At 45.7% G+C, this 13,250-nt stretch carries 11 protein-coding genes and 1 tRNA gene; 7 read left to right on the top strand and 5 right to left on the bottom strand.

The window, feature by feature from the left end; all coding sequences use genetic code 11:
• The first annotated feature begins 376 nt into the window (after positions 1-376).
• Complete coding sequence (locus NIES208_RS13890) at positions 377-2,275, top strand: GAF domain-containing sensor histidine kinase (protein ID WP_075893586.1); 1,899 nt, start codon at positions 377-379, stop codon at positions 2,273-2,275.
• A 158-nt stretch (positions 2,276-2,433) separates the two neighbouring features.
• On the opposite strand, the gene NIES208_RS13885 is transcribed toward NIES208_RS13890, so the two are convergent.
• The 5 genes from NIES208_RS13885 to NIES208_RS13865 all read right to left on the bottom strand — a co-directional run bounded on the left by NIES208_RS13885 (position 2,434) and on the right by NIES208_RS13865 (position 7,225).
• Positions 2,434-3,390 carry an FkbM family methyltransferase gene (locus NIES208_RS13885; RefSeq protein ID WP_075893585.1) on the bottom strand — a complete coding sequence of 319 codons (957 nt, stop codon included), beginning with the start codon at positions 3,388-3,390 and terminating at the stop codon, positions 2,434-2,436.
• Between the two features lie 77 nt (positions 3,391-3,467).
• Positions 3,468-4,457, bottom strand: coding sequence for a methionyl-tRNA formyltransferase (gene fmt, locus NIES208_RS13880; RefSeq protein WP_075893584.1), 990 nt, complete (start codon positions 4,455-4,457; stop codon positions 3,468-3,470).
• Between the two features lie 54 nt (positions 4,458-4,511).
• Positions 4,512-6,038, bottom strand: coding sequence for a ferredoxin:protochlorophyllide reductase (ATP-dependent) subunit B (bchB, locus tag NIES208_RS13875; RefSeq protein ID WP_075893583.1), 1,527 nt, complete (start codon positions 6,036-6,038; stop codon positions 4,512-4,514).
• A gap of 225 nt (positions 6,039-6,263) precedes the next feature.
• Positions 6,264-7,037 carry a TrmH family RNA methyltransferase gene (locus NIES208_RS13870; protein ID WP_075893582.1) on the bottom strand — a complete coding sequence of 258 codons (774 nt, stop codon included), beginning with the start codon at positions 7,035-7,037 and terminating at the stop codon, positions 6,264-6,266.
• Between the two features lie 103 nt (positions 7,038-7,140).
• Positions 7,141-7,225: transfer RNA gene (locus NIES208_RS13865), tRNA-Leu, on the bottom strand.
• A gap of 203 nt (positions 7,226-7,428) precedes the next feature.
• On the opposite strand from NIES208_RS13865, the gene murA reads away from it, so the two are divergent.
• The 6 genes from murA (at position 7,429) to NIES208_RS13835 (ending at position 13,197) form a co-directional block, all read left to right on the top strand.
• Positions 7,429-8,775 carry a UDP-N-acetylglucosamine 1-carboxyvinyltransferase gene (murA, locus tag NIES208_RS13860; RefSeq protein WP_075893581.1) on the top strand — a complete coding sequence of 449 codons (1,347 nt, stop codon included), beginning with the start codon at positions 7,429-7,431 and terminating at the stop codon, positions 8,773-8,775.
• Between the two features lie 121 nt (positions 8,776-8,896).
• Entirely contained in the window at positions 8,897-9,388 is a 492-nt protein-coding gene (locus tag NIES208_RS13855) for a TIGR00725 family protein (RefSeq protein WP_075893580.1), read from the top strand.
• Between the two features lie 108 nt (positions 9,389-9,496).
• Positions 9,497-10,135, top strand: a complete 639-nt coding sequence (locus NIES208_RS13850; RefSeq protein WP_075893579.1) for a beta-carboxysome protein CcmP — start codon at positions 9,497-9,499, stop codon at positions 10,133-10,135.
• Between the two features lie 46 nt (positions 10,136-10,181).
• Positions 10,182-11,102, top strand: coding sequence for a pentapeptide repeat-containing protein (locus NIES208_RS13845; RefSeq protein ID WP_075893578.1), 921 nt, complete (start codon positions 10,182-10,184; stop codon positions 11,100-11,102).
• Between the two features lie 139 nt (positions 11,103-11,241).
• The gene (locus NIES208_RS13840; RefSeq protein ID WP_075893577.1) at positions 11,242-11,625 is read left to right on the top strand and encodes a hypothetical protein; all 384 of its coding nucleotides are present in this window, start codon (positions 11,242-11,244) and stop codon (positions 11,623-11,625) included.
• Between the two features lie 96 nt (positions 11,626-11,721).
• Entirely contained in the window at positions 11,722-13,197 is a 1,476-nt protein-coding gene (locus NIES208_RS13835) for an LCP family protein (protein WP_075893576.1), read from the top strand.
• The last annotated feature ends 53 nt before the right edge of the window (positions 13,198-13,250 follow it).

Genomic DNA, 13,250 nt, shown 5'->3' with positions numbered 1-13,250 from the left:
TTAACCGTCGATTTAGGGGTTTCTATTAAGAAATTACCAATAAGACATTACACATGTTGAGCTGATAGAGGTTTTTTATTGTGTGGGAGTAAATCAATCACTTGGTTAAATGGCTTAGATAGACAAAATTCTATATTTCATCAGGTTAGTTTACTTGCGTCCGTCCAAAATGGGGCGATCGCCGTCTGGAGTACATTGACAAGTGCAAAGATTCTCAGAACTTTATCTTAAAAAATGGGTCTGACTAGAAAATTTAGGTTATGTATTAGATAGGATGTGGGATTTTTTTGATCTGTAGTGTGTATCGATGTGCAACACCCCGAAGGAAAACACAACAACATCTTCCCAAGTAACAAATAACTGGTCTTCAAATGACATGACGGCCATATTTGAAGCTGTCCAAGCAATTACAAGCTGTCTAAAAACTGATGCTTTTGACATGACGGCCATATTTGAAGCTGTCCAAGCAATTACAAGCTGTCTAAAAACTGATGCTTTGCTCAAGACTTTAGCTGAAATCTTCTTGACATATACTGAAGGCGATCGCTGTGCTGTTTTATTAGAAGAGACTTCAGAGCAAGGGCAACCGTCTTTGCTCATAAAGGCGATCGCCACTACGGGAAAAACAATTCTTTGTGAAACCCCCATTGAGACAGCAGAAGATTTGCCCATCAATTTTATTAATCATGCTTGGCAGGGCAAACAAAAGCAGATTTTGTCCAATGGTAGCGAGCCTGATGTTGAGCCATACCCGGCCAATTGTGCCCTATGTTTACCCCTACGCCTTAAAAATGGCGAGATTAACGGTTGGCTATACGTAGAACTAGAACGTCAGGCCAGTCAACAAGCCTTTGACCAACACAGCTTAGAACCCCTAGAACTCCTCACAACTCAAGGGGCGATCACCTTAGAAAATGCCCAACGATACGAACAGACACAAAAAGAAAACAACCATTTACAGCAGCAACTATCAGCAGCACCGCAAAAAGCCACCAACGCTAGTCCATTGTCAACCAGCAAAATCCAAGAACGACTAACCTTTTTAATTCAACAAAGTCCCATTGGCATCATTGAATGGAGTACCGACTTTAAAGTGATCGGTTGGAATCCCTCAGCCGAGCAGATTTTTGGATATGCCGCAACAGAAATGCTAGGTCACCACGCCGAACAAATCGTGCCAGAAACCGACCGTCCCCTCGTCAGAGAGATCCTGTCAAACCTGATCCAGCAGCAGGGGGGCTATTACAGCCTCAATCAAAATATCCGTAAAGATGGGGAAATTATTACCTGTGAGTGGTTTAATACACCGCTGCGGGATAACAATAATATCGCCATTGGTATTTTTTCGATGGTGCGTGATATTAGCGATCGCCAGCGAAACCAAGCCGCAATTATTCAAAAAACAGAAGCACTAGAACAGGCCCTAGCAGATCTCCAGAAAGCCCAGCTGCGTCTAGTTCAAGGCGAAAAAATGTCAGCCCTCGGAAACCTTGTTGCCGGAGTTGCCCACGAAATTAATAATCCCACCAGCTTCGTGAAGGGGAATATTTCCCATGCCCAAAATTATGTTCAAGATCTTTTTGAGCTGATCGATTTTCTCCTAGAACGTTGTCCCAATGACGATGTAGAGCTCAAAGAAAAATTAGAAGAATTAGAGCTAGACTTTATACAAGAGGATTTACCCAAACTCCTAGCATCTATGAATGTTGGCATTGATCGCATTAAAAATATTAGTAAAAGCCTAAGAAATTTTTCCCGCAAAGACCGAGATGAGAAAAGCCCTTTCAATATTCACGACGGTCTTGATAGTACCCTAATGATTCTCAAGCACCGCACTCGGAGTAATGAGGGACGACCCGAAATACAGATTACAAAAACCTATGGAGAACTCCCAAAAATCCGCTGTTTTCCGGGACAACTAAACCAGGTTTTCATGAATCTTTTCGCCAACTCAATTGATGCCTTTGATGAAATCAACCAAGGCAAATCTTTTCAAGAAATAGAAGCTAACCCAAATCATATTTCTATTACGACAACTTTATTGGCCGATTACATCACCATTACGATTCAAGATAATGCCGGTGGGATGACACCTGAAACCCTAAAACGCATCTTTGAACAGGGATTCACGACAAAAGAAGTCGGCAAAGGTACAGGACTAGGCTTGGCGATCGCCCACCAAATCATCACAGAAAAACACCATGGCAAAATCACCTGTAACGCTGTTTTCGGGGAAGGCACAACCTTCATCCTTGAGTTACCTATTGCAGCTTAAAACTGAAATTTTATACGGAAATCTTGGACTAAAATCTGGCCTAGAGGAATTCTTGTAAAGAGGATTAGGACTTCCGCAGGTTGCATCGAGTTAGTTTGTGACATGAACTACGTCTATGAAGGAAGCTGACTTGGCGATCGCCCCAATGGTTACAAAAATCATGAGGGAAAAACCACAATATTGCGTTGATAGTCCGCTGCCAATACCGTAAGACTAGACTGGGCTTCGAGATTATCCACTTCCGCATAGCTCCCATAGCCGTAGTCAATTAATAGATCTTTTAACTGCTCGATTTTCACCCCAGAAGCCTGGAGCGTGCCGGGGTTTATCTCTAGGAAAATGGTGGGTTGGAGTTGCCGTATCGTTTGCTCCGCCCCCTTGAGGAAAAAGTACTCGCTCCCCTCAATATCCAGTTTCATCAATCCCCTTGGCTTAAAGTCATCGGCACAAATCAAGTCATCAAAAGGCTTTAGGGTAACTGTCAGTTTTTGAAAATCATGGGTAGCAGAATGACCGGCGAAGACCCCCGCCGAACCAGACGAATCCACCGGAATCATAAACTCAATCTCTCCATGGCGATCGCCGAGAGCTACTTGGTGTACTTGAAAATTACAGGTTAAATTTGCCGCCAGAGATTTTTTTACGAGTGTTGCTAATCTGGGCTGCGCTTCTACCGCAAGGATTTTGCCAGAATCTCCTAAGACCTGTCCTGCAAGGATGGAAAAACTACCGTGATTGGCTCCAATATCAAAAAAACTATCCCCTTCCTTTAAAAGTCGCCTGATTATTTTTTTATCATTTTCTTCGCAGGTCAATTCGTTAATTACTTGAAAGAACCGGGGATCTTCTAAATTTACAAATACTTTACAGGTCGGCAATTGAATCTGAATTTCCTTTGGCGAATCTTTTAATCGGTAGCGGTTGATTAAATTCTGAAAAGACTGGCTACCATTTTCTATTTTTAGATTATTATTTTTCTCGAAATAATTGTTACATTGAAGCGCAAAATCTTGGTAATGAATTGGCAATTGTTTCACTAATTTTTCCTGTTTCAACCAAGCTAAAATGTCCCGTGAAAAAATCCAGCTCCCCGGAGTGTGATTGTCTGAAGCCATAGGTGTTATTGTCGTCTAATCTAAGAAATGTAATGCAATTAAAAAACGAGTAAGGGTAGTAGTGGGGTGAGGGCAGCTTATTCTCCGAGGCGATCGCCCAGTTCAAGGCGTTGACCATTGACAAAGTCCCAGCCGGACTGAGCTTTTTTGCCGGAAGGCTGCACTTGCTTGAGCAGGATGTGACCATCGCCTGTTTGAACAATGGCTCCGAGCTTTTTGGCGATCGCCACCACTTCTCCTGTTTGCCCCGCTGGAATATCGAGAGTTTTCAGGGCGTTTAATTTGTCTGGGTACTGCTCGAAATATTCTGGCTTAATCGGTACAGTTTCAAGTACTTTCAGTTTTTGACCGCGAAAAGTGGAGACGCAACCGGGATAAAATCCCCGCACTTTGTTATGGAGGGCGATCGCCGATTGAGTCCAATCGAGAATAAAATCTTCTTTTTGAATTAACGGCGCATAGGTTGCCGCGTCGTGATTTTGGGGCGTGGGCATCACCATATCGCCGGGTAATGCTAGCAATGTTTTGACCATTAAATCTGCCCCAGATGTCGCTAATTCCACTGCCAAATCATGGGCATTCATCCAAAGATTGATAGGCGTTACAGACTTTAGAAGCATTGCACCAGTATCCATGCCTTCATCCATCAGCATTGTGGTCATACCCGTTTCCGGTTCGCCATTGACAATGCTCCACTGGATCGGCGCAGCTCCTCGATATTTTGGCAACAGAGAACCGTGACCATTCACACAGCCATAGCGGGGCATATCAAGGATTTGCTTCGATAAAATCTGCCCGTAAGCAACCACCGCAAAAACATCAGCCCCCAACGCTTCAAGCTCCGCCAAAGTTTCAGAGGATTTTTTAATACGTTTCGGTTGCCATACTTGCAAATTGTGGGCGATCGCCACTTTTTTTATCGCCGAAGGAATCAACTTACTGCCCCTACCCCGCCGCTTATCCGGTTGCGTTACCACCCCCAGCACTTCAAACTCCGGGTGTTCCAGCAAACGTTCGAGGTAAGGCACAGCAAATTGCGGCGTGCCAAAGAAAACAACTTTTAGCATCAGGGCAGATTTCTAAGATTCGGCTTTTTACTCTACAGCAAAATCACAGGATTCCTAAGCGCCAACCGATTCCTTAGCGGCATACAGAACCTCTAGGGAAATCTCGTTAAAGCCTCGCTCCCGAGCAAATTTTTCCGTATTGCGTTTCACTTTACCCCGCACGAAACCCGGAATTTTATTGAGTTGCCCTTGCGCTTCCGTCGTCCAGCTCAGATCACCATCGGCAGACATCGTTTGGGTAATCACCTCTTTTGTATCGTGACCACCAAAGATTTCTAATAAATGATCTTCCATGCCCAAAGTGAAGGAGTTGTAGACTAAATCCGCAATTTGATTGGTGCCTTCATAACCCAAGAATGGACGATAGCCTACGGGGAAATTCTGGATGTGAATGGGCGCAGCTATCACACCGCAGGGAATATTGAGGCGTTTACCCACATGGCGTTCCATCTGTGTCCCAAAAATTGCCGCTGGCTCTAATCGGGCGATCGCATCAGCAATTTCCCCGTGATCTTCACTAATGAGAATGTCATCACAATAATCTTTGACTTCCTCGCGGAACCATTCGGCATCGTACTTACAGTAAGTTCCTGCTAGAACCACATGGATACCCATTTCCCGTGTCAAAATTTTGGTCATGGCAGCAGCGTGGGTATTATCACCAAACACAACGGCTTTTTTCCCAGTTAGATTTTGACAATCAATGGAACGACTAAACCATGCGGCCTGAGAGACATAGAGCGTTTGGTCATCGATGAACTTTTCATAATTAATTGCTATACCCCGATCATTGAGTACCCGCTGAATCCGACGAATACAATTGGCTGTTTCCACCACACCCATTGGCGCAATATCGACATAGGGCATCCCAAATTCTTTCTCTAAATACTGGGCAGTACCATGACCCAATTCACGATAGGGAATGAAGTTAAACCAAGCCTTTGGCAACTTTTTCAAATCATGGACGGACGCCTTATCGGGAATCACAAGATTTACCTCAATCCCCAAATCTGCCATCAATTTTCTCAGTTCACGAATGTCATGGTTGTTGTGAAAACCGAGGGTAGAAATCCCGATAATATTGACAGAAGGATTGGCTGTTTTTTCGATATCTAAATCGTCTTTCTTTCGTGCTTTATTGATGTAATATTCAACGATTTGCTGCAACGTACGATCAGCCGCCTGTAGCTCATTGACTCGATAGTGATTTACATCAGCGAGGATGACATCTCCCTTGGCATCAAGCTGAGCGCGGGACACAAAATTTTCGAGGTCTTCTTGCAAAATACTTGAAGTACAAGTGGGTGTTAGAACAATAAGATCTGGATGCTCTTCTTTATCCTTGCGAACAATATTATCAACGACCTTTTCCTGAGAACCCCGCGCCAAAACATTGCGGTCAACAATACTGGCCGTCACAGGTGTAAAGTCACGCTCTCGCTCCAACATGGAACGCATGACATTAAAGTAATCATCTCCTAATGGCGCATGCATGATTGCGTGGACATTTTTAAAAGAACTGGCAATTCGTAGCGTGCCGATATGAGCAGGACCAGCATACATCCAATAGGCGAGCTTCATAGGTATCTATACTCTCTTTTTTGCAATAGCTTTTTTCTATTGCTGGCATTCTCCCAAACAAAAACTGTCTCCCTACAGCTCAACAATAAAAGTAAACATTCTCCTAGATTTGCTAGGTATTTAGGCTTGTTTTTAGACAAAAAGCTATTACAAAAAGATAAGTTTAATCATGTTTATACATCAATAAACAAATTAAGAAGGTGCTATTAAGTTATTGGGTTTAATTTATCGATTTTGTCGTTGGGCTTCGTAAAGTAAAAGTGCGCAGGCGATCGCCGCATTGAGAGATTCCACCCCCTTTACCATGGGAATAGTGACTTGTTCGTCGGCTAAAGCGGCAATTTCTGGCGATAAACCCGCCCCTTCGTTGCCTAGCAAAATTAAACTTGGACGCGTCCAATCCACATCCCAAAATGTTTTAGTGGCGTTGGGTAGCGTGGCGATCGCCTGTACTCCTTGCTGTCGATAAGCCTTAATTTGACCAGCAAAATTATCACAAACAATCGTTGGTGTTTGAAACCATGCTCCCACCGATGCACGTAAAACTTTTGGATTCTCTGGATTGACGCTATCCCCACTGAGTAGTAGAGCATCCACTGACGTAGCCGCCGCCGTCCGAATAATCGTGCCTAAATTCCCGGGATCTTGTAACCGCTCAATGGCAATCCCCAACTGTAATTTCTTTGGTAACTGTCGTTGCACTAATGTGCTATCTAAACTCGCAACAATGCCGTCAGGATTAACCGTTGTCGCTACCTTCTGCAAAACTTCCGGTGAAACAAGTTCTAGGCGATCGCCCCTTAACTTTCTATATAAATCGGGATATCTCTCAACCCAAGTTTCCGTAAAAAGTACCGTTCTAAAGTCAAGATTTTTGGCGATCGCCGCCTCAACAAGATTTGTGCCCTCTAAAAGACAAAGACCCCGTAATCGCCTTTCACGACTCTTCTGTAACTTACGAAAGTCCTTAATGAGAGGATTTTGTAAACTCGTTAGCATTTTTATTGAAATTTTTACCGTACGATACACCAGAAGCAATTCAACTTGCGGCCATCATCGTAACCCTTAAGCCCAGCCCAATACAGGAGCTAACCATACTTTATGCGGAACGCGAGACTTGAACTCGCACAGGATAAATTCCCACTAGAATCTGAATCTAGCGCGTCTACCAATTCCGCCAGTCCCGCAGGCGCGAATCTAAATCACACAATCATTAATTATGTTTTGCTTTTTTTGAAACGTCAAGGCTATTCGCAAAAGATGATTGATTTCCTGAATACCCATTCAGAACAGTGAACAAAAAAATCGATGATCTAAATCATACTGATCACACTTATTCATGTAGAATCAAGACGAAATTTTGACAAATTTCCCCATTTCCCCAAAATCCATGGTGGAGGATCGACCCATTAACACTTCTGCTCCCGTCAGCACACCAACCGAAGCACCTGAGAAATCTGCAACAGTTCTCAAAATTACAGGTGGACATTCCCTCAGTGGCGAAGTTCGTATCAGTGGCGCTAAAAATTCTGCCCTCGCCATTATGGCTGGCACACTACTCTGTAGCGATGAATGTCGCCTAACGAATATCCCAGACCTCGCAGATATCAAACGCATGAGTGATGTGATCCGAGCCCTAGGCGTTGGCATCACAGCAAGTCCCCAAGCCATTGACTTCGACACAAGGCATCTGAGCACCTCTGAAGCCCCCTATGAGCTTGTTTCAAAACTACGGGCAAGTTTCTTTATCATCGGCCCCCTCCTCGCCCGCATGGGTGAAGCCCAGGTTCCCCTACCCGGTGGCTGCGCCATTGGTGCTCGTCCTGTAGATCTCCATGTGCGTGGCCTACGGGCAATGGGCGCGGAAGTGATGATTGAGCATGGTGTTGTGCATGCTACTGTTCGAGGCAGCCGCCGCAAGCTTCAGGGTGCAAAAATTTATTTGGATTATCCCAGTGTCGGGGCCACCGAAACTTTAATGATGGCGGCGACCCTTGCTGAGGGACAAACCATTATCGAAAATGCAGCGCAGGAACCAGAGGTTGTTGATCTCGCTAATTTCTGTCGCTCCATGGGCGCGACGATTATGGGGGATGGTAGTAATAAAATTATTATTCAAGGTTGCGATCGCCTCCACAGCACGGACTACCCGATTATTCCCGACCGCATTGAAGCAGGCACATTCCTCGTTGCCGGTGCCATCACTCAATCCGCTTTTAGTATTTTCCCCGTCGTTCCAGATCACTTACTTCCGGTCATTGCCAAGCTTGAGGAAACAGGCACAAAGGTAATCGCAGAAAGCCCTGATCGTTTGAGACTCCAACCCCAAGGTCTGCGGGCAACGGATATCGAAACCCTTCCCTATCCCGGTTTTCCCACAGATATGCAGGCACAATTTATGGCGCTGCTTACCCTATGTGAAGGGAGTAGTGTGGTGACGGAGACTGTTTTTGAAAACCGCATGCACCACGTCGCTGAGCTCAGTCGCATGGGCGCAGCCATTAAGCTCAAAGGCAATAACGCAATTATCAACGGCGTACCTTTCCTCTCTGGTGCGCCAGTGATGGCAACCGATCTCCGAGCATCTGCGGCTCTAGTACTTGCAGGTCTCGCGGCTGAAGGCACAACGATCATGCATGGTATTCACCATATGGATCGCGGTTATGACGATTTAGAAGGTAAATTCAAAGCGTTAGGTGCAAAGATCGAGCGTTTGACAACGGTTGAAGCTGAATAATCTTGCAGCTGTTTAAAGGATAAAAATTACAATTTGACTTTTTTAAAGCTATCGAAATTTTCTTCGGTGGCTTTTTTTTGATCAATGATCAAACAAATTCAAAGGAAGGAAATCAGATAAGATGTCGCGTCAGATAATGATTGGGGTAATGGGAGCAGGTAGTGGTGCAACTTCAGAAAATATTGAGGATGCGCAAAAATTAGGGCGGGCGATCGCCCGACAGGGTTGGGTGACATTAACAGGCGGTAGACCTGCGGGAGTAATGGAAGCTGCAAATCGAGGCGCAAAACAAGCTGGAGGGATGACAGTTGGAATTTTACCGGGAGGCGATCGCGCCGCTGCTTCAGAATTTGTAGATGTAGTCATTTGCACAGACCTTGGCAATGCCCGCAATAATATTAATGTTCTGAGTTCGGATGTGGTGGTTGCCGTTGGCATGGGTATGGGAACAGCTTCAGAAGTCGCCCTCGCGATCAAAAATTCGCGCCCTGTGATCCTGCTTAAACCCGATATTGAGACCAAAAATTTCTTTCGTAAATTTGCCCCCCATCAATTTGCGATCGCCCAGACTATCGATGCGGCGATCGCCATCATTAAAACCCACCTAACATAAGCAAAGCTGAGGCCTGCAGAAAGGCAGACTTATTTTCTGTCCCAACATTGCCAGAACAGAATTAGGGTACACTTTTAACGCAGTCAAGCCAGACAGGAAAAAAAAGCATTGGGCATTGAACTCCGTAGCTACGTCTACATCGATAGCCTACAACCCCAACACGCCTCTTATATCGGAACTGTGGCCCTAGGTTTTTTGCCCTTGCCGGGAGATTCTTCCCTCTGGATCGAAATATCACCAGGCATCGAAATTAATCGCATTACCGATGTGGCTCTCAAAGCCACCTCCGTTAGACCGGGGGTTCAATTTGTCGAACGTCTTTACGGCTTACTCGAAATCCACTCAAAAAAACAGGGGGACACACGCACAGCAGGAAAAGCAATTTTAGATTCTTTAGGAGCCACTGAGCGGGATTGCTTAAAACCCAAGGTAGTGTCCAGTCAGATCATTCGCAATATTGACCCGCACCAGGCACAACTGATTAATCGCAATCGCCGTGGCCAAATGCTGCTTGCGGGTCAGACCCTTTATGTGCTAGAGGTACAGCCAGCTGCCTATGCCGCCTTAGCTGCCAACGAAGCGGAAAAATATGCGCAAATTAATATCTTACAGGTGACAGCAGTGGGTAGTTTTGGACGGGTTTACCTCGGTGGTGAGGAGCGTGATATCCTTGCGGGATCACGGGCAGCCTTAGCGGCGTTGGAGAGTTTGCCGGGACGGGCGAGCTTAGATCTACGGAAAGAGTAAAGGTATAGACAAAGACTGATCGGTAGGGGGACAGACAGATTAGGACATGGGGCAAGAAGATTATCGCGGCGCGTTACATATTCTGAAGCAAGGTACGCTGAAGTGGCATCAATGGCGACGGTCTAATCCGGCGATCGCCCCCGACTTAAGTGCGCAAAACTTAAGCCATCTCAATCTCCGTGGCGTTGACCTGAGCCATTGCAATATTAGTCAAGCCCGACTCAGCTATTCACGTCTTATCGCAGCGAACTTAAAAGAAGCAAACCTCAGCACGATCCAAGGAGACCATCTGCAGCTCCAAGAAGCAAATCTGCAACAGGTGAATTTAAGTAATGCAGATTTATCCCAGGGAAACTTCAGTGGTGCAAATTTACAAGAAGCCTACTGTATCGGCAGTGATTTTCGCCAAAGTCTCCTAAAAAATGCCAATTTACAAAATGCCAACTTAATCGGGACAAACCTACGCCAGTGCGATCTGTTCGGTGCGAATTTAACCGCAGCGCGTCTCAACCGTAGCAATCTCAGCGACACTTGTCTCCTTAAAACGAGTTTAAATGAGGCAGATCTCAGTCGCGCCAATTTATTTGAAGCAGAAATTGCCACAGGGCAACTGTATAAAGCAAACCTTGCTGGTGCCGATCTGACTCGCACCCATCTCCACAACAGTTATTTATTTGGCGCAAATTTCCAAGCCGCAACCCTCAGACAGACAGATCTACGGTGGGCGATCGCCACCTATGGCAACTTTGCCGGAGCCGATCTCGCTGGTGCGAATCTACGGGGTGCCGATCTACGCTACACAAACTTTGTCGGCGCAAATTTACAGGGCGCAAACCTCCGGGGCTGCCACCTAAACTTTGCCAATTTAGAGCAATGTAATTTACTCGGCGCAAACCTCGACGAAACCCAACTCGGTCAAGTCAATCTCCGCCGTGCCACCATGCCAAATGGTATTGTTCGCTATTAATCACCTTGAATAATATTCTTCTCACTCCGAGGCTAAACCACATTGCTAAAATCACTCGTCCTTAAAAAAATTACCGAGAAGATAGAGGACGAGTAGACAATTTTCTTTTAAGATTGGAGTCAGCTAAACCTTTACCACTATGGCAACCAAACCGGATACCTTCGGCGAAGACCGTATTAAGCAATTAAAGCTCTACCTATATTTGTTGCCAGTTATTGGTTTCTTCCCAGCCCTATGGCAGCTTTATCGCCGCCAAGGCGATCGCCGGGAACAACAGATTAGCCGCCTAGCCGTTATCCTAATGCTCGGTTGGTTGCTCACTTATCTCGGATTGGGTTGGGGAGCCGATCATCTTTCCGGTACGACAGCCTTTCGAGTCATGTTTTTCAACAGTTTATGGACATCGGGCTATTTTCTAAGCTGTCTGTTTTTGATGGTGCGTGTTTGGCAAAAGGCCGAAAAACCCACCATTTCCGGTATAGATCGCCTTGCCAATGATTTAGAACGCAAATACTTTTCCTAAGTTGCAAATTACCAAAAAGGGAACCTCTGGTTTAGCATAGCTATCAAAGTACCCAACCCTCCTAGTTATTTTGGTCTTTCCGGTGTGAGAAAACCTGTGCCTGCAAAACATTCATCCCCTTCCCCACAGAAGAGTCGCAAACTAAAAACCACCGGGACGAGAAATCAACGTCTCACCAAGCCCAGTTCAAAAGGCAAAAAGCGTAAGCCGAAAAAAAAGCCTTTACTGTTTTGGCATTGGGTAATGATTTGGTGCGGTTTAACGGGAGTTTCTATCGCTTCAGCAACGGCCGGTGCACTATTAGCTGTCTCCCTTTCTTCAACACCGCTGCGCCAAACACCCATGGCTCCAGAAGAACTCACGGTCTTTTCCCAAGATGAGGCGATCGCCTCCCAGAGTTTACGCCTCCCAGAATTGACTCGCCCCGTGAACATCATGCTTTTGGGCACCAAAGTTTTAACCTCCGATGTCGATGACCCAAACCAGCCAGACCTCGGCTACCATGCCCTAGTCAACTCCTTTGAAGGATTATCCGACACAATGCTTGTGGTGCGCTTTAATCCCGAAGACCAACGCATGTCAGTCCTGTCTATCCCCCGGGATACCCAAGCCAATATCGAAGGCTACGGTGTCGGCAAAATCAACCACGCCAACTCCTACGGCGGCGCTGTTCTGGCCGCAAAAAGTATTAGCAACCTCCTTGGCGGCATTGAATTAGACCGTTATATTCGGGTCAATGTCCAAGGTATTGAAAAATTGATTGATGCCCTAGGCGGTGTCACAGTATATGTCCCCAAAGACATGAAATATACCGACCATAGTCAGCACCTTTATATTGACCTCAAAGAAGGGGAACAGGTGCTAAACGGCGAAAAAGCCCTACAGTTTTTACGGTTTCGCTACGATGGCTACGGCGATATTGGCCGGGTGCAACGCCAGCAAACATTAATTCGGGCAGTTTTAGAGCAAGCATTAACACCGGGAAATCTGGTTAAGTTGCCGAAGATTTTGTCCATTGTCCAGTCCCATATTGATACCAACCTCAGCGTGCAAGAACTCATTGCCCTTGCGGGTTTTGCCTCCCAAGTCAATCGTAGCGACATGCAAATGGTGATGTTACCCGGAGAATTTAGTGGTGATGGTAAAAATGGCAATACAAGTTTTTGGTTACCCCACCACCGTCGTATTAGTGATGTAATGGCACAACATTTTGATGTGGGAGATTTAGATGAAGTTGCCGTGACAACTCCCAGTCGAGTCCGTATTGCCATTCAAGACAGCACAGGTGATGCCAATGCCGTGCGATCGCTGCTTCAGTATCTAAGCTCCATGGGCTATGAACGGGTAACCATTGCCAGTGACTGGTCAGAACCGTTGCAAAGTACTCGCATTATTGCCCAGGGCGGTGATGATCTAATGGCGGCGGAAATGCGGTCAAACTTGGGATTTGGAGAAATTCGTGTTGAAAGTACGGGGGTGCTCTCAACGGATATTACGATTCAGCTCGGCGAGGATTGGCTCCTGATGTCCGATACCCTTAAAAAGAATCCTACTGAGACTGTTGCTAATTAACGTCAGTTATGGATAAGAATGTAGCCAAAATTCTTTAGAGAAAAGGAGACACG

The organism is [Limnothrix rosea] IAM M-220, assembly GCF_001904615.1.
In the GTDB taxonomy this organism is placed as follows: Bacteria; Cyanobacteriota; Cyanobacteriia; order Cyanobacteriales; family MRBY01; genus MRBY01.
This window is presented reverse-complemented; position numbering and strand designations above follow the sequence as displayed.

Bases quoted from the DNA above. Each gene is read 5' to 3' on its own strand.
- NIES208_RS13840 (WP_075893577.1), top strand. From the start codon at position 11,242: ATGGCAACCAAACCGGATACCTTCGGCGAAGACCGTATTAAGCAATTA.
- fmt (WP_075893584.1), bottom strand. From the start codon at position 4,457: ATGCTAAAAGTTGTTTTCTTTGGCACGCCGCAATTTGCTGTGCCTTAC.
- NIES208_RS13885 (WP_075893585.1), bottom strand. From the start codon at position 3,390: ATGGCTTCAGACAATCACACTCCGGGGAGCTGGATTTTTTCACGGGAC.
- NIES208_RS13845 (WP_075893578.1), top strand. From the start codon at position 10,182: ATGGGGCAAGAAGATTATCGCGGCGCGTTACATATTCTGAAGCAAGGT.
- NIES208_RS13855 (WP_075893580.1), top strand. From the start codon at position 8,897: ATGTCGCGTCAGATAATGATTGGGGTAATGGGAGCAGGTAGTGGTGCA.
- NIES208_RS13890 (WP_075893586.1), top strand. From the start codon at position 377: ATGACGGCCATATTTGAAGCTGTCCAAGCAATTACAAGCTGTCTAAAA.
- NIES208_RS13870 (WP_075893582.1), bottom strand. From the start codon at position 7,037: ATGCTAACGAGTTTACAAAATCCTCTCATTAAGGACTTTCGTAAGTTA.
- bchB (WP_075893583.1), bottom strand. From the start codon at position 6,038: ATGAAGCTCGCCTATTGGATGTATGCTGGTCCTGCTCATATCGGCACG.
- murA (WP_075893581.1), top strand. From the start codon at position 7,429: ATGGTGGAGGATCGACCCATTAACACTTCTGCTCCCGTCAGCACACCA.